The sequence below is a fragment of the Vibrio sp. T11.5 genome, from assembly GCF_027587155.1.
GTDB classification, from domain to species: Bacteria; Pseudomonadota; Gammaproteobacteria; order Enterobacterales; family Vibrionaceae; genus Vibrio; species Vibrio neptunius.
In genome coordinates this window covers 26,278-41,648 of the sequence record NZ_JAPPTP010000034.1, presented here as the reverse complement: position 1 = coordinate 41,648, position 15,371 = coordinate 26,278, and the positions used below count along the sequence as shown (strand labels likewise).

Below are 15,371 nucleotides of genomic sequence, written 5' to 3'. Positions count from 1 at the left end.
GGAAGACATGTCTGCTCCTGAATGCGTTAAGCGAAAACTAATTTTGATGGGCGATTATTCTCTCAAAGGCGTCTAAGCTCTGCAAACGTTTTACAGTCTGAATACTTGCGGTTCTCGCTTATTTTCTTCTATTTTCATCCATCTTAGTGACATTTAACTCTATAAAAGCAAACGTTTAGATATGTATTAAATTAAAAAAAGAGCTTGTAATTCGAGCAATGAAAATTAGAATAGACGTCTAGATGTAGATACACCTACAATCAATAATATTATTCAATGTCAGTGATGAAACCATTCACTGATATAACCAGATTAAAGTGGAGCTAACATGGCTAAGCACCTGTTTACTTCTGAGTCGGTATCAGAAGGACATCCAGATAAGATTGCAGACCAGATTTCTGATGCAGTACTTGATGCGATTCTTGAACAAGATCCAAAAGCCCGTGTTGCGTGTGAGACATACGTTAAAACCGGCATGGTAATGGTAGGTGGCGAGATCACCACGTCTGCGTGGGTAGACATTGAAGAGCTCACTCGTCAAACCGTTCGTGAGATAGGTTATGTCAACTCAGAAATGGGCTTCGACGCAAACTCTTGTGCGGTACTAAACACGATTGGTAAACAGTCTCCAGATATCAACCAAGGTGTTGATAAATCAGATCCAAAAGAGCAAGGTGCTGGTGACCAAGGCATCATGTTTGGTTACGCGACGAATGAGACAGATGTGCTAATGCCAGCCCCAATCACTTACTCCCATTTGCTTGTGCAGAAACAAGCGGAAGTACGTAAAAACGGCACACTACCTTGGCTACGTCCTGATGCAAAATCACAGGTAACGTTCCAGTACGACCAAGGAAAAATTGTTGGTATTGATGCTGTCGTTCTTTCGACTCAGCACTGTGACTCAATCTCAACTCCAGACCTGCGTGAAGCGGTTATGGAAGAGATCATCAAGCCAGTTCTACCATCAGAGTGGCTAAACAAAGACACCAACTTCTTCATCAACCCGACTGGCCGTTTTGTTATCGGTGGCCCAATGGGTGACTGTGGTCTGACAGGTCGCAAGATCATCGTTGATACATACGGTGGTGCTGCTCGTCACGGTGGTGGTGCATTCTCAGGTAAAGATCCATCAAAAGTTGACCGTTCTGCTGCTTACGCTGCTCGTTACGTTGCGAAAAACATCGTTGCTGCTGGCCTTGCTGATCGTTGTGAGATCCAGCTTTCTTACGCAATCGGTGTTGCAGATCCAACATCTATCATGGTGGAAACCTTTGGTACTGAAAAAGTATCTCAAGACATCATTGTTGAAGCGGTTCGCCAGCACTTCGATCTTCGCCCATACGGCCTACAAGAAATGCTGAACCTACTTCAACCAATCTACAAGAAAACAGCAGCTTACGGCCACTTTGGTCGTGAAGAATTCCCATGGGAAGCTACTGATAAAGCATCACTTCTTCGAGACTTCGCTGGCATTAAGTAATTAAACTGCCGCGATAACTTGCTATTTAAGGGCTTCTGGGTAACCAGAAGCCCTTTGTTTTTGTGCGCAAAAATCGAACAACAAATTTGTATTTTTTTGTCATGGGGTCAATAGTTAACAATAAGTTAAAAGGTCAATTCTTTGCCGAAATTGCTTTTTAACAGACTAAGTTAGATGCGCAGCTTACTAGGCCAGTCGCAAAGCCGGGCATCGAGTTCCAAAACGTCACTCATTGACCTGTGGGTGACTTATTACAGAATCGATCAAGGAGGATGTATGCCTCGTACGGTGAATCCACAAGACTTAAACGAAAAGCGAAAGGAAGTCCCAGATAACGAATACGCACGCACTATTCCGTGCAATCACGTCAGTTTATCCGCGCCGTTTCACTGGTTATCACTCGGCTTGCACGACTTTGTGCGTATGCCATTGATCAGTGCCTTTTACGGCTTATGTTTTATGGCGGCAGCGATTGGCATCGTGCTGTTAGTACAATGGCAAGGCACACACTTAGTCGTAATGCCAAGTTTAGTCGTATATATGCTAATAGGTCCTTTCCTAGCGCTAGGGCTTTATGATGCCAGTTGGGAACGGGAAAAGGGCCATCACGCCAGCTTACTTCACTCAATGAAAGCGATTGGGCGTAACTCTTCATCACAATGGGCGTTCGCTGTCATGCTCGCTGTGTGTATGATCTTCTGGATGCGTATCGCAGCATTACTTCATGCGTTATACCCGTCCGTTCAGGGCGCGCCATTGACCGAGTTCCTTCCATTTCTGGTAATTGGTTCCTTGGTAGGCATAGTACTGGCTGCAATCGTGTTTAGTATTTCAGCTTTCTCCATCCCACTGATGATGGAACGACGCGTTGATATGATGACCGCTGTGTTTACCAGCTTTAACGCCGTCAAATCCAATATACCAGCGATGATAGTGTGGGCCGCCTTGATTTGTGGCGGTATCTTAATTGGCTTTGCAACTTACGGGATCGGCATGTTGTTTACTATGCCAATCCTTGGCTACGGTACTTGGCACGCTTATCATGAAACCATCAAGAAAAAGCACCATTAGCGCTATCTTCTGATCCGGTATATGATTCGCCCCTTATGTAAGGGGCGAATTTTTTGGAGATGAATTTGGATATAGAGCTTTGCTATCGCGCACAACAAGTGGTCGCTCGCTACATCACAATGGCTCAACATGCTTTTCAGCGTTCATTTTCTTTCCCTTCTATCAGCTACCAACTGAGAGGTAAAGCGGCGGGCAAAGCCTACCTCCAGCTCAATGAAATTCGCCTAAATCCGGTATTATTTGTCGAAAATCAGCAAGCGTTTTTCGATGAAGTCATCCCGCATGAAATCGCCCATTTGATCACTTATCAGGTCTATGGTCGAGTCAGACCCCACGGTAAAGAATGGCAATCGGTCATGGAAAGCGTGTTCAGCATCCCTGCTCGTACTACGCACAGTTTTGAAATTACTTCCGTACAAGGGAAAACATTCGAGTATCGCTGCGGATGCCAAACCTATCCGCTAACGATCAGACGCCACAATAAAGTCCTACGTCAACAAAGCAGCTACCGATGTCAGAGCTGTCAGCAAAGTCTTGTATTTACGGGCAAACAACTCTCATAGCTCTGTGGCCATCGATAACACTCAATTTAAAATGCGTGGTAGACTGCGATAAGTCATACTTTCCTAATACTTATCGACATGAAAATTCGAGTATTTTTCGTTTGCTTAACTTTACTGATCACTTCATTTCAGGCCCTATCTGCGCCTCCCTCTTCGTTTTCGAAAGCCAAAAAAGAAGCGCTGAAAATATATGCAGATCACCCCACCAGCTTTTACTGTGGATGTGATATTACCTGGCAGGGAAAGAAAGGTATTCCCGATTTAAAGTCATGTGGCTACGAAGTAAGAAAACAGCAAAAACGAGCCTCAAGAATCGAATGGGAGCATGTTGTTCCAGCCTGGCAGTTTGGCCACCAACTTCAATGTTGGCAGTCTGGTGGGCGAAAAAACTGCACCAAAAATGACACCGTTTTTCGTTCAATGGAAGCCGACCTACATAACCTCACTCCAGCCATCGGTGAAGTGAACGGTGATCGTTCGAATTATAATTTCAGTCAATGGAATGGTGTGAATGGTGTTACTTATGGCCGATGCGAGATGCAGGTCAACTTTAAGCAGCGAAAGGCCATGCCACCAAACCGCGCCAAAGGCTCCATTGCTCGAACTTATCTGTACATGAGTCAGGAATACGGATTCAAGCTATCTAAGCAACAAAGTCAACTCATGACAGCTTGGAATAAACTCTACCCAGTCGACAAATGGGAATGTGAGCGTGAACACCGAATTTTCAAGATTCAGGGCAATCATAACCCTTTCGTTTTCAAAGCATGCCAGGCTCTGTAATTGCCCCTTATGAATTGTGGCGATATGTATAGCCTGCCCCTTGTTTTTTAGGCACAAAGCATCCATGTTAGGAGTTCATTCTCAATTATCTGGCCGGATACATAGCTGATGCGAATTCCTCGAATTTATCACCCTGAACCTATAACCCAACTTGGCAGTTTAGCGCTTAACGAAGACGCAGCCGGCCATGTAGGAAGAGTCTTGCGGATGAAAGTTGGACAAGAAGTATTGCTTTTTGATGGCTATGGCGCCGAGTTTCCTGCCGTAATTGAAGAGGTCACCAAAAAGTCTGTCATGGTGAACATCACTGAACGTGTTGAACGTAGCAGTGAGTCACCGCTGGACTTACATTTGGGTCAGGTCATTTCTCGCGGAGAAAAGATGGAGTTCACCATTCAGAAGTCCGTAGAGTTGGGCGTCAATACCATTACTCCATTGATTTCTGAGCGTTGTGGCGTCAAGCTGGATCAAAAACGTTTCGAGAAAAAGCTCGCCCAATGGCAGAAAGTAGCCATCAGCGCTTGCGAGCAAAGTGGGCGTAATATCGTTCCGCAGATTCGCCCTATCATGCAGTTAGATGAGTGGTGTGCAGAAGACTACGATGGCCTTAAACTCAATCTTCACCCAAGAGCAAAATACTCAATCAATACGCTTCCAGATCCGGTCGAGAAAGTTCGCCTGTTGATCGGCCCCGAAGGTGGCTTATCCGCAGAAGAAATCGAGAAAACCCGAGAATATCAATTTGAAGAGACTCTGCTAGGCCCACGCGTATTACGCACAGAGACCGCTGCTCTTACCGCAATTACAGCCCTTCAAGTTCGCTTTGGCGACCTTGGTTAAACGGAGAAAAACCATGATCAAATTAGGTATCGTGATGGACCCTATCGAGTCCATCAATATCAAGAAAGACTCTAGCTTTGCCATGATGCTTGAAGCGCAGCGCCGCGGCTACGAAATCCACTATATGGAAATGCATGATCTGCACCTAGACCAAGGTGTCGCTGTTGCTGATACTAAAGTGGTGGAACTCAAAGAAGATCCAACTGGCTGGTATCAGTTTAAGTCAGAGCAAACGATTGAGTTGTCAGAGCTTGATGCAATTTTGATGCGCAAAGATCCTCCGTTTGATACAGAGTACATCTACGCGACCTACATTCTTGAGCGCGCAGAAGAGAAAGGCACATTAATAGTCAACAAACCTCAAAGCCTACGTGACTGTAATGAAAAGCTTTTCACAGCTTGGTTCCCTGAACTTACCCCAACCACAATCGTGACCCGCAAAGCAGAGAAGATTAAACAATTCCGCGAACAGCACGGAGATGTGATCTTAAAACCACTAGATGGCATGGGTGGTGCATCTATTTTTCGAGTCAAAGAGAACGATCCAAATGTTTCTGTGATTATCGAAACCCTGACTAACCACGGTCAAAACTATGCGATGGCACAAACATTCGTTCCAGACATCAGCAACGGCGACAAGCGAATTCTGGTCGTGGACGGCGAAGCGATGCCTTATAGCCTAGCGCGTATTCCGGCAAAAGGAGAAACTCGCGGCAACCTTGCGGCAGGCGGCACCGGTGAAGCCCGACCTCTGAGCGAAACAGATAAACAGATCGCAGCGACTGTAGCGCCTACACTTAAGGAAAAAGGTTTGATTTTTGTAGGTCTCGACGTCATTGGTGACAAGTTAACTGAGATAAATGTAACCAGCCCAACCTGTATTCGCGAAATCGAGGCTGCATTTGATATCTCAATTACGGGTAAATTGATGGACGCAATAGAGCGTCGCCTCAACAAGCAGTAATTTACTCATATGATCATTGGGCGATAACTTGCCGCCCACTTTACGCTGGAGTAACTATGAATTTAACCAACCACTTTTTAGTTGCTATGCCAGGGATGAAAGATCCCTACTTCCAACGCAGCGTTATCTACGTATGTGAACACAATGATGATGGCGCGATGGGTTTAATGATTAATGCTCCAATCGACATCACAGTAGGTAAAATGCTCAAGCAGGTCGACGTTGAAGCAACTCAGCCTCAACTCAAAGTCGGTAGCCTTGAGAAACCTGTACTCAATGGCGGCCCAGTTTCAGGAGATCGAGGGTTTATTCTTCACCAACCGAAAGATCATTATGAATCCAGCATCCAGATGACTGACTGTATCTCTGTTACCACTTCGAAGGATATCCTCGCGGTACTCGGTACAGAAGCCGAACCACCAGAATACATTGTTGCATTAGGCTATTCTGGCTGGGAAGCAGGCCAATTGGAAATTGAGCTTTCGGAAAACTCTTGGCTAACGATTGAAGCCGACCCTGATGTCATGTTTAACACACCGATCAATGAACGTTGGCAGAAAGCCGTGCAGATGCTGGGCATCGACGCGTCTCAACTGTCCAGCGATATTGGTCACGCATAACCTCATCACTGATAATTTATGTCTAGAACAATTATGGCTTTTGACTTTGGCACTAAAAGTATTGGCAGTGCCATTGGTCAGGAGATTACAGGCACGGCATCACCGCTGAAAGCCTTTAAAGCCAACGATGGCATTCCCAGCTGGGACGATATTGAAAAGCAGATCAAAGAGTGGCAGCCAAATCTACTGGTTGTCGGTTTGCCAACAGACCTTCACGGCAAAGATCTGGAAACTATTACTCCTAGAGCGAAAAAGTTTGCTAATCGTCTGCATGGCCGATTTGGTCTACCTGTAGAGCTCCATGATGAAAGGCTTTCTACAACGGAAGCACGCGCAGATCTATTCGAAATGGGTGGCTATAAAGCCTTGAGCAAAGGCAATGTTGATTGCCAATCTGCGGTAGTCATTTTAGAAAGTTGGTTTGAAGCGCAATACGGCGACTAGTAAGCAATAACATACTAAAAGGGGTGATGTGCAAGCATCACCCCCTTTTTATTTCAATCAGTTAAATCGTCCCCCTCAAGAGTGAGGGACGAACGAGTTGGGGAGCTTTTACAACAACTAGAAAACCTTTAGAGATTCCCTACTCTCTCCTTCGTCGCTCTATGGAATGACGTAACACTCCCTTCGTCGTTCTATGGAGTAGTACTGTAGATTTACAAGACATACTCCAAACATGAAGAGGATGTTAGTCCATATCAATCTTAACGCCACTGAGTGAACCGGAGCTAGACACATCACCACGTTGTGTTTTAAGCATTAGGCGCAAATCATTGGCAGAGTCTGCACTGTGCAGCGCATCTTCTTCAGTAATTTTATCATTTACTACCAGTTGATAAAGCGCCTGATCAAACGTCTGCATACCCATTTCCTGAGATTTCGCCATAGTGGATTTGAGTTCATGCAAGTCCCCGCGGCGAATAAGATCCGATACTCGTGGACTGTTGATTAAGACTTCAAATACACCATGACGACCTTGGCCGTTTTTATCTCGAATCAACTGCTGGCCGATAACACCTTTAAGGTTCATGGAGAGATCAAACAGAAACTGCTCTTTTTGCTCTTTCGGTACAAGGTGCAGGATCCTTTCCAAAGCTTGATTAGCATTATTAGCATGCAACGTCGCCATACACAGATGCCCCGTTTCGGCGAATGTCATCGCGTATTCCATGGTCTCTCGCGAGCGGATCTCACCGATCAAGATCATATCAGGAGCCTGACGCAATGAGTTCTTCAGTGCGACTTCATAACTTTCCGTGTCTAAGCCAACCTCACGTTGTGTGACGATGCACTTCTGATGCTCGTGGACAAACTCAATCGGGTCTTCAACTGTTAGAATATGCCCGCTGCGCTCAGTATTTCGATAGCCCGTCATCGCTGCCATTGTTGTGGATTTACCGGAACCTGTGGCACCCACAACTAACACCAAGCCGCGCTTGGCGATGGAAAGATCTTTCAGAGTTTCGGGCAGTTTTAGGTCATCAAATGTGGGTATGGTTGTTTCGATTCTACGAATCACCGCACCGGGTAATTCACGCTGGTAGAAAGCGGACACACGAAAGCGACCAAAATCCCGCACTACGGCAAAGTTCGCTTCTCGACTGTGGCTATAGTCACTCTGGCGCTCTTCATCCATGGTGCTGTGGAGTAGCATCAGCACTTCGGCTTCCGATAAGCTCTCTCCATACGGCTTCAACTCACCATCAACACGATAAAGTATCGGCGCACCAACAGTGATGTATAAGTCTGACGCTTTCTCAGTCAGCATGCCTTGCAGGTAAGCATTGATATCCATCATGACCTCTCTCAGAACAGACCTTGCTCAACTTCAATTTTCTTCGACACTTCTTCTGCATCAACCAGACCTTGAGCAATCAACTGTTTGGAGTGCTGCTCCATGGTTTGCATACCATGCGCCGCACCAGTCTGAATCACAGACTGCATTTGCGCGACTTTGTCTTCGCGGATCAGATTACGAATAGCAGGCGTTGCCATCATGATTTCATGACAAGCGGTTCTCCCGCCGCCAATGCGCTTGAGTAATTTCTGCGCAATCACCGCACGCAGAGACTCAGAGAGCATGGAACGCACCATGCCTTTGTCGCTACCAGGGAAAACATCAATGATCCGATCGATCGTTTTCGCCGCCGAACTGGTGTGCAAAGTACCAAATACCAAGTGGCCAGTTTCAGCAGCGGTCAGCGCTAGACTGATCGTTTCCTGATCGCGTAGCTCACCGACTAAAATGACATCGGGATCTTCACGCAATGCACTGCGCAGCGCGTTATTAAAACTATGGGTATCATTGTGAACTTCACGCTGGTTGATCAGACATTTGTTATTGGTGTGCACAAACTCAATCGGATCTTCAATAGTCAGAATATGTTTGTTGTGGTTGCGATTAATATGATCCACCATTGCAGCCAGAGTCGTCGATTTACCTGAGCCCGTTGGCCCAGTGACCAAGATTAATCCTTTTTCCATATTGGCGATATTTTCAAAGATCGACGGCGCTGCTAGCTGCTCTAAAGTCGGAATATCGGTTGGAATGGTACGAAATACGGCCGCACAACCACGAGATTGGTTAAACGCGTTGACCCTAAAGCGGCCTACGTCAGGAAGTGCAAAAGAAAAGTCGACTTCGAGACGTTCTTCAAATTCGCTACGCTGAGCATCGTTCATAATTTCAAACACCAAACGATGCACTTCGGAATGGTTGAACGCTGGTACGCCAAGCTTTCTTACTTCACCATCAATGCGTACCATAGGAGATACACCAGCAGAAAGATGTAGATCTGAAGCATTATGCTTTACACTAAAATCCAGTAATTCAGCGATATCCATTTAAAATCCTTAATAAAGTTAGCTATGAGTAGTATTCAACAAAATATTGAACAGATCACCTCACAGATTGAAGCGGCACAACAAAAGTGTGGACGCCCTCTAGGCTCAGTGCAACTTCTGGCGGTGAGTAAAACCAAACCGTTTGACGCGATTTTAGAAGCAGCTCGTGCTGGTCAGGTCGCTTTTGGCGAGAATTACGTACAGGAAGGCGTTGATAAAGTTGCGTATTTCGCTGAAAACCACCCTGAACTAGCCCTAGAATGGCACTTTATTGGTCCAATTCAGTCCAATAAAACACGCCATGTCGCGGAAAGCTTTGCCTGGGTGCATACTGTTGATCGCGCTAAGATTGCGCAGAGACTCAATGATCAAAGGCCTCAAGAAATGGCGCCGCTACAGGTGCTTATTCAGGTCAATACCAGCAGTGAAAGCTCTAAATCTGGCGCCAGTGATGACGAAATCTTTGCTTTGGCAGAGTTGATTTCTTCTTTGCCAAACCTCACGTTAAGAGGATTGATGTCTATCCCGGCCAACGTTTCAGACTATCAGTCGCAACTTACAGCCTTTAACCATTTGGCAGAGCTGAAAAACCGATTGGCGCAACGTTACCCAGAGCTCAATCTCGACACACTTTCGATGGGCATGAGTGGCGATATGGAAGCCGCAATTGAAGCGGGAACGACTATGGTCCGAATCGGAACCGCTATTTTCGGTGCTCGCAACTACAGCAATAAAGCTTAATCAGCAATAACAGGAAGAACACAACCAATGGAACACAAGAAAATTGCCTTTATCGGCGCAGGCAACATGGTCAAGGCTATCGTCTCTGGTTTAGTGTCAGGCGGTTATCCTGCTGACATGCTCACGGCGACAGCCCCATCTGAGACACGACGCCTGCCGTTGGAGCAAGATTATTCCATTAAGACCACCAGCGACAATATAGCCGCTGCCAGCGAGGCTGAGGTGGTCGTCCTTTCTGTGAAACCACAAATGATGGAAGAGGTATGTAAACCGCTTCAATCCATCGACTGGTCAGGCAAATTGGTCATTTCTATTGCCGCAGGGATAAGTAGCCAGCGCCTATGTGAAATGCTGAATCACAACCTAAACATCGTTCGCGTTATGCCAAACACGCCATCTCAGCTTGGTTTGGGAATGAGTGGCTTGTATGCTCCAGCGCACGTTTCACAGCAAGATAAAGCCTTTTCAGCTGAACTAATGGAGTCATGCGGCAAAGTTTGCTGGGTAGAACAAGAATCAGGCATCAACAGCATCATTGCAGCTGCTGGCAGCGCTCCGGCTTACTTCTTCCGCTTTATGGAAGCGATGCAAGCTGAAGCCATTGCCCAAGGTTTTGATAAAGAGACAGCCCGCCTGTTAGTGCAGCAATCAGCCTTAGGAGCCGCCAGTATGGTCGTCGGCAATCCAGAAACAGAACTATCAACACTGCGTAAAAATGTCACCTCAAAAGGCGGTACAACGGCGGAAGCGTTACGCACATTCAACGAACACCAACTTTCAGATATAGTAGCAAAAGCGATGCAAGCCGCAGTAGCTCGTGCTGAAGAAATGGAAAAACAGTTTTAATTAGATTGAGCCTTGGCTCTACGAACAAAGGGTAACCTATGAATTCAATGAATTTTCTGATTTCCACCCTGTTTGATCTCTACATCATGGTGGTGATCTTGCGGATTTGGCTGCAAGCTGCGCGAGCAGATTTCTACAACCCATTCTCACAGTTTATCGTCAAAGCAACTCAACCCGTTGTTGCACCACTGCGCAGAGTTGTCCCTTCGATAGGCAGCATTGATTTGGCAACAGTACTGTTTGCTTATGTGCTATGTGTGCTGAAATTTGTCACTCTGATCTTGGTTGCCTCAGGTGGCTCGGTGTCATTCAGTGCAGAATTCTTCTTCCTCGGCCTGCTATCACTGATTAAAGCGGCAGGTGGCTTGCTATTCTGGGTACTGCTTATCCGAGCCATCCTAAGCTGGGTCAGCCAAGGCCGCAGCCCGATTGAATATGTCTTCCATCAGCTTACAGAGCCTATGTTAGCGCCTATCCGCCGCGTAATTCCAGCAATGGGTGGGTTTGACCTTAGCGTACTGGTTCTATTTATTGGCCTTCAGTTCGCGAACTTCCTGATGGGTGACATGATTGGGCCTATCTGGTTCCAGCTATAAATGGCAAAAGCCGTTTGGTTAGAAGGTGATGATCTGCTACTCAGGCTCTACATTCAGCCCAAGGCGAGCAGAGATAGGCTGATTGGGCTGCATGGTGATGAAATCAAAATCGCAATTACCGCCCCACCTGTAGACGGAAAAGCCAACGCTCACTTGAGCAAATATCTGTCCAAACAGTTCAAAGTAGCCAAAGGGCTAATCACCATAGAGAAAGGGGAACTAGGGCGACATAAACAAGTCCGAATCCAGTCCCCGGCCCATATACCCGAAACAATAAAGGCCATCTTGTGATGGCCTTTATTGTTCGAATCACGAAAAGTGCCCTCTCAATACTTCACATCAAAAGCACAGTATAATCGCCATTGGTCATCTAAAAACCTTCACAGAGTAAGGATCCAAACGTATGATCAGGCGTAAAAACAACAAGTAGGTAGCGATATCATTTACGCTGCTCTTTTCCTCTGTAGTAAGCCATTAAGGAAGCATCATGAAAAAATGGATCACGTTAGCGCTGGCCAGTCTTTTAGCTCTACCCGCATGGGCAGGTCAGTTTAAAACCATCAAAGATGTCGAAGTTCACTACTCCGCATTTAACTCCACGTTCCTAACCCCGCAAGTCGCGCGTAGCTATGAGCTGAAACGAAACGGCTACTCTGCAATCATTAATATCAGCGTGTTAGACAATTATCAGGCTGGTAAACCAGCGATTAACGCTAAAGTTAGTGGCAGCGCGAAAAACTTAATCGGCCAAACTAAGACACTTGAGTTTCGCGAAGTAAAAGAAGGCTCTGCGATTTATTACCTCGCTGAATTCCCTATTTCAGAAGAGGAAAACCTAACATTCAATATCGATGTTAATGCTGGTAATAAAGGTACGGGCAGATTAAAGTTCACCCAGAAATTTTATGTGGAAGAGTAACGGCTAAATACCCTTCTCAATATAGGCACAAACAAGATTATGAATGCACAAAAAATTGTCCTAGCGACAGGTAATCAGGGCAAGGTTCGTGAGATGGCCGATCTGCTGGCAGATTTTGGTTTCGATGTTGTGGCACAAAGCGAATTTAATGTCTCAGAAGTTGCTGAAACTGGCACAACATTTATTGAAAACGCCATCATTAAGGCGCGTCATGCAGCGAAAGAAACTGGATTGGCGGCCATTGCCGACGATTCAGGTCTTGAAGTTGACTTCCTGAAAGGGGCCCCAGGCATCTACTCTGCACGTTATGCCGGAGAAGACGCGAGTGACCAGCAAAACCTAGAAAAACTGCTGGATGCAATGCAGGGCGTTCCGCAGGAGCAACGTACCGCACGCTTCCATTGTGTATTAGTCCTAATGCGTCACGAATTAGATCCAACGCCGATCGTCTGCCACGGTAAGTGGGAAGGCCGTATTCTGACTGAAGCTCAGGGCGACAATGGTTTTGGTTACGATCCGGTTTTCTTTGTTCCAGAAGATAACTGTGCTTCAGCAGAGCTTGAACCAACACGTAAAAAGCAACTTTCTCACCGTGGTAAAGCGCTTAAGCAGCTGTTTGCGACACTTTCTGAGCAGCAATAATGAGCCAATTGATTCCACCAGCGCTGAGTCTTTATGTCCACATCCCTTGGTGTGTACAAAAATGCCCGTATTGCGACTTTAACTCGCACGCGTTAAAAGCCGACATCCCAGAGCAAGAGTACATCGCTGCTCTGCTGGAGGACCTTGATACTGATATCGAGCGTTATCAGCTTAAAACCAACCCACGGGCACTCCACTCCATATTTATTGGTGGAGGAACCCCAAGTCTCATCTCAGCGCAAGGAATCGCTGATTTACTTGCTGGCATAGAAAAAAGAATCGCGTTTAAAGACGACATTGAAATCACCATGGAAGCGAATCCAGGCACGATTGAAGCGGAGCGCTTCGCTGGGTACCGTAAAGCTGGTGTGACGAGAATTTCGATTGGTGTGCAGAGCTTCGAACAGCAGAAGCTCGAACGTCTTGGGCGCATCCATGGTCAAGATGAAGCCGTCAATGCCGCGAAACTGGCGCACAAGATTGGTTTAAATAGCTTTAATCTTGATTTAATGCACGGTCTACCGGACCAAACCGTAGAGCAAGCCCTCGCGGATCTGGAGAAGGCGATTGAGCTTAACCCGCCACATCTTTCGTGGTATCAGCTCACTATTGAACCTAACACCATGTTTCACTACAAGCCACCTGTTCTACCCGACGATGATGACTTGTGGGACATTTTTGAACTCGGCCACCAAAAGCTGTCTGAAGCGGGTTACGTTCAGTACGAAATCTCCGGCTACAGCAAGCCAGAATATCAATGCCAACATAATCTCAACTATTGGCGTTTTGGTGACTATCTCGGCATTGGTTGTGGCTCGCATGGCAAACTCAGTTTCGCTGATGGACGGATCATCCGTACAACCAAGGTCAAGCACCCGAGAGGCTATCTGGCAGCTTATCAGAATATGGTGAAACCCTACCTAGACAGTGAAGCCGATGTCGCTAGCGAAGATCGCCCTTTCGAATTCTTTATGAACCGGTTCCGTTTGATGGAAGCCTGTCCTAAGCAAGACTTCTTAGATACAACTGGCTTGGGTTTTGAATCGATTCAGGAAACCATCGACTGGGCGAAAGAGATGCAATACCTCAGTGAGTCTGATACGCATTGGCAAATCACAGAAAAAGGAAAGCTGTTCCTTAATGATTTGCTCGAAGCCTTTATGGCGGAAGAGTAGAGCGTAAATAGGAGACGAGAGACGGGAACGGACTTCGTCCTGTGGAGAGTGAGAGCATTTATAGGGTTGGCATTTTGCGCCAACCCTTTATTTTTTGTCATCCTCAAGAGCAAGGGACGAATGAGTTGGGGATCTCTTGAAGCGAATCGAACTCTCAATGAGATTCCCTACTCGCTCCTTCGTCACTCTATGGAATGACCGATTAATAGCACGGAGATGCTCTCGAAGGGCGAAGCCCGATCTCGAAGCAAAGCGTTCCGAGGATCTCTAAAAAATCGATCGCCCAATTCGCTCTGCTAACAATTCTAGCGCTTTAGTTCCCGCTAACGAGTTACCTGAAGGGTCGAGCTCTGGAGACCAAACCGCAATCGTCATCTCCCCCGGTACGATAGCAATAATCCCGCCACCAACACCAGACTTACCTGGCATACCGACTCGGTAGGCGAATTCACCAGCGCCATCATACAAACCACACGTTGCCAGCAAAGCGTTAAGCTGCTTGGTTTGGGTAGGCGTCACCACAGGCTTACCGGTTTGCACTGAAGTACCTTTGTTAGCCAGATAGCTGAATGTTTTCGCTAAATCGACGCAGCTCATCTTCAAAGCACACGCATGAAAGTAGTTATTCAGTACTGGTATAACATCATTGTCAAAGTTGCCAAAAGAGCGCATCAGATAAGCAATCGCCGCGTTGCGATCGCTGTGCATCATCTCAGATGCAGCGACTATTTTGTCATAACAGATATGAGTATCGCCCGACAGTTGACGGACAAATTCCAGCAAGCGTTGTCTCGGTGCAGACAAGCGACTTTGCAGCAAATCGGCAACCACTATTGCCCCAGCATTAATGAAAGGGTTCCGTGGAATGCCCTGCTCCATCTCAAGCTGAATAAGAGAGTTAAATGCCTGACCAGAAGGTTCCTTACCTACCCGCGCCCAAATCTCATTAGGGGTATATAAGCCCATTGCTAACGTCAAACTCAACGCTTTAGAAATGGACTGAATAGAAAAAGGCTCGTCGGCATCACCGGCTTTGATCACTTCTCCCTTATTGGTAAAGACAGCTATTGCCAGTTTATTAGCCGGTACTTTTGCCAACGCTGGAATATAATCGGCTACTTTTCCCTGACCGATAAGCGGCCTGACCTCTTGCAGGATGTCGGCTAAAATTTCTTTTGTCGGTTTCATTACTTACCTATCTTTCAAAGGCTTATTATTTTTCTTGTAGGGTCAAAAAAGCCAACATCAAAAATGTTGGCCTTCTCATTCGCTTTTATTTCGCGG

General features: G+C 46.4%; 18 protein-coding genes. 15 read left to right on the top strand and 3 right to left on the bottom strand.

Annotation, left to right across the window (positions count from 1 at the left end; genetic code table 11):
* The first annotated feature begins 328 nt into the window (after nt 1-328).
* The 8 genes from metK to ruvX all read left to right on the top strand — a co-directional run bounded on the left by metK (nt 329) and on the right by ruvX (nt 6,768).
* Nucleotides 329-1,483 (top strand): methionine adenosyltransferase, encoded by a 1,155-nt coding sequence (metK, locus tag OH455_RS21785; protein ID WP_045978019.1) that lies wholly within the window; start codon nt 329-331, stop codon nt 1,481-1,483.
* Between the two features lie 276 nt (nt 1,484-1,759).
* Entirely contained in the window at nt 1,760-2,554 is a 795-nt protein-coding gene (locus OH455_RS21780; protein WP_269982770.1) for a DUF2189 domain-containing protein, read from the top strand.
* Between the two features lie 65 nt (nt 2,555-2,619).
* Complete coding sequence (locus tag OH455_RS21775) at nt 2,620-3,117, top strand: SprT family zinc-dependent metalloprotease (RefSeq protein ID WP_269982769.1); 498 nt, start codon at nt 2,620-2,622, stop codon at nt 3,115-3,117.
* A gap of 78 nt (nt 3,118-3,195) precedes the next feature.
* Entirely contained in the window at nt 3,196-3,900 is a 705-nt protein-coding gene (endA, locus tag OH455_RS21770; RefSeq protein ID WP_269982768.1) for a deoxyribonuclease I, read from the top strand.
* Nucleotides 3,901-4,008: 108 nt separating this feature from the next.
* Nucleotides 4,009-4,740 (top strand): 16S rRNA (uracil(1498)-N(3))-methyltransferase, encoded by a 732-nt coding sequence (gene rsmE, locus OH455_RS21765; protein WP_269982767.1) that lies wholly within the window; start codon nt 4,009-4,011, stop codon nt 4,738-4,740.
* Between the two features lie 13 nt (nt 4,741-4,753).
* Nucleotides 4,754-5,704: a glutathione synthase gene (gshB, locus tag OH455_RS21760; RefSeq protein ID WP_269982766.1), complete on the top strand. Its 951-nt coding sequence runs from the start codon at nt 4,754-4,756 to the stop codon at nt 5,702-5,704.
* 56 nt (nt 5,705-5,760) lie between these two features.
* Nucleotides 5,761-6,324, top strand: coding sequence for a YqgE/AlgH family protein (locus OH455_RS21755; protein ID WP_019277262.1), 564 nt, complete (start codon nt 5,761-5,763; stop codon nt 6,322-6,324).
* Between the two features lie 18 nt (nt 6,325-6,342).
* Nucleotides 6,343-6,768 carry a Holliday junction resolvase RuvX gene (gene ruvX / locus OH455_RS21750; protein WP_206371904.1) on the top strand — a complete coding sequence of 142 codons (426 nt, stop codon included), beginning with the start codon at nt 6,343-6,345 and terminating at the stop codon, nt 6,766-6,768.
* Between the two features lie 244 nt (nt 6,769-7,012).
* Here ruvX and OH455_RS21745 read toward each other — a convergent pair whose 3' ends face one another.
* Together OH455_RS21745 and OH455_RS21740 are read right to left on the bottom strand one after the other, a co-directional pair.
* Nucleotides 7,013-8,119, bottom strand: coding sequence for a PilT/PilU family type 4a pilus ATPase (locus OH455_RS21745; RefSeq protein ID WP_269982772.1), 1,107 nt, complete (start codon nt 8,117-8,119; stop codon nt 7,013-7,015).
* Between the two features lie 11 nt (nt 8,120-8,130).
* Nucleotides 8,131-9,168 (bottom strand): type IV pilus twitching motility protein PilT, encoded by a 1,038-nt coding sequence (locus OH455_RS21740; protein WP_045977370.1) that lies wholly within the window; start codon nt 9,166-9,168, stop codon nt 8,131-8,133.
* Between the two features lie 24 nt (nt 9,169-9,192).
* Here OH455_RS21740 and OH455_RS21735 point away from each other — a divergent pair, with 24 nt between their 5' ends.
* The 7 genes from OH455_RS21735 (at nt 9,193) to hemW (ending at nt 14,087) form a co-directional block, all read left to right on the top strand.
* Entirely contained in the window at nt 9,193-9,909 is a 717-nt protein-coding gene (locus OH455_RS21735) for a YggS family pyridoxal phosphate-dependent enzyme (RefSeq protein WP_269982765.1), read from the top strand.
* A gap of 27 nt (nt 9,910-9,936) precedes the next feature.
* A complete protein-coding gene (proC, locus tag OH455_RS21730) occupies nt 9,937-10,755 on the top strand; it encodes a pyrroline-5-carboxylate reductase (protein ID WP_269982764.1) in 819 nt (272 codons plus the stop codon).
* 38 nt (nt 10,756-10,793) lie between these two features.
* Complete coding sequence (locus tag OH455_RS21725; protein WP_045977373.1) at nt 10,794-11,351, top strand: YggT family protein; 558 nt, start codon at nt 10,794-10,796, stop codon at nt 11,349-11,351.
* Complete coding sequence (yggU, locus tag OH455_RS21720; RefSeq protein WP_045977374.1) at nt 11,352-11,642, top strand: DUF167 family protein YggU; 291 nt, start codon at nt 11,352-11,354, stop codon at nt 11,640-11,642.
* 196 nt (nt 11,643-11,838) lie between these two features.
* Entirely contained in the window at nt 11,839-12,270 is a 432-nt protein-coding gene (locus OH455_RS21715; protein WP_269982763.1) for a DUF4426 domain-containing protein, read from the top strand.
* A 39-nt stretch (nt 12,271-12,309) separates the two neighbouring features.
* A complete protein-coding gene (locus OH455_RS21710) occupies nt 12,310-12,912 on the top strand; it encodes an XTP/dITP diphosphatase (RefSeq protein WP_019277254.1) in 603 nt (200 codons plus the stop codon).
* Nucleotides 12,912-14,087, top strand: coding sequence for a radical SAM family heme chaperone HemW (gene hemW / locus OH455_RS21705; RefSeq protein ID WP_269982762.1), 1,176 nt, complete (start codon nt 12,912-12,914; stop codon nt 14,085-14,087). The genes OH455_RS21710 and hemW overlap by 1 nt, the downstream gene beginning before the upstream one ends.
* A gap of 267 nt (nt 14,088-14,354) precedes the next feature.
* On the opposite strand, the gene glsB is transcribed toward hemW, so the two are convergent.
* Nucleotides 14,355-15,275 (bottom strand): glutaminase B, encoded by a 921-nt coding sequence (gene glsB, locus OH455_RS21700; RefSeq protein WP_045977380.1) that lies wholly within the window; start codon nt 15,273-15,275, stop codon nt 14,355-14,357.
* Nucleotides 15,276-15,371 lie beyond the last annotated feature (96 nt).

Bases quoted from the DNA above. Each gene is read 5' to 3' on its own strand.
- metK (WP_045978019.1), top strand. From the start codon at position 329: ATGGCTAAGCACCTGTTTACTTCTGAGTCGGTATCAGAAGGACATCCA.
- OH455_RS21780 (WP_269982770.1), top strand. From the start codon at position 1,760: ATGCCTCGTACGGTGAATCCACAAGACTTAAACGAAAAGCGAAAGGAA.
- endA (WP_269982768.1), top strand. From the start codon at position 3,196: ATGAAAATTCGAGTATTTTTCGTTTGCTTAACTTTACTGATCACTTCA.
- rsmE (WP_269982767.1), top strand. From the start codon at position 4,009: ATGCGAATTCCTCGAATTTATCACCCTGAACCTATAACCCAACTTGGC.
- gshB (WP_269982766.1), top strand. From the start codon at position 4,754: ATGATCAAATTAGGTATCGTGATGGACCCTATCGAGTCCATCAATATC.
- OH455_RS21755 (WP_019277262.1), top strand. From the start codon at position 5,761: ATGAATTTAACCAACCACTTTTTAGTTGCTATGCCAGGGATGAAAGAT.
- ruvX (WP_206371904.1), top strand. From the start codon at position 6,343: ATGTCTAGAACAATTATGGCTTTTGACTTTGGCACTAAAAGTATTGGC.
- OH455_RS21745 (WP_269982772.1), bottom strand. From the start codon at position 8,119: ATGGATATCAATGCTTACCTGCAAGGCATGCTGACTGAGAAAGCGTCA.
- OH455_RS21740 (WP_045977370.1), bottom strand. From the start codon at position 9,168: ATGGATATCGCTGAATTACTGGATTTTAGTGTAAAGCATAATGCTTCA.
- OH455_RS21735 (WP_269982765.1), top strand. From the start codon at position 9,193: ATGAGTAGTATTCAACAAAATATTGAACAGATCACCTCACAGATTGAA.
- proC (WP_269982764.1), top strand. From the start codon at position 9,937: ATGGAACACAAGAAAATTGCCTTTATCGGCGCAGGCAACATGGTCAAG.
- OH455_RS21725 (WP_045977373.1), top strand. From the start codon at position 10,794: ATGAATTCAATGAATTTTCTGATTTCCACCCTGTTTGATCTCTACATC.
- yggU (WP_045977374.1), top strand. From the start codon at position 11,352: ATGGCAAAAGCCGTTTGGTTAGAAGGTGATGATCTGCTACTCAGGCTC.
- OH455_RS21715 (WP_269982763.1), top strand. From the start codon at position 11,839: ATGAAAAAATGGATCACGTTAGCGCTGGCCAGTCTTTTAGCTCTACCC.
- OH455_RS21710 (WP_019277254.1), top strand. From the start codon at position 12,310: ATGAATGCACAAAAAATTGTCCTAGCGACAGGTAATCAGGGCAAGGTT.
- hemW (WP_269982762.1), top strand. From the start codon at position 12,912: ATGAGCCAATTGATTCCACCAGCGCTGAGTCTTTATGTCCACATCCCT.
- glsB (WP_045977380.1), bottom strand. From the start codon at position 15,275: ATGAAACCGACAAAAGAAATTTTAGCCGACATCCTGCAAGAGGTCAGG.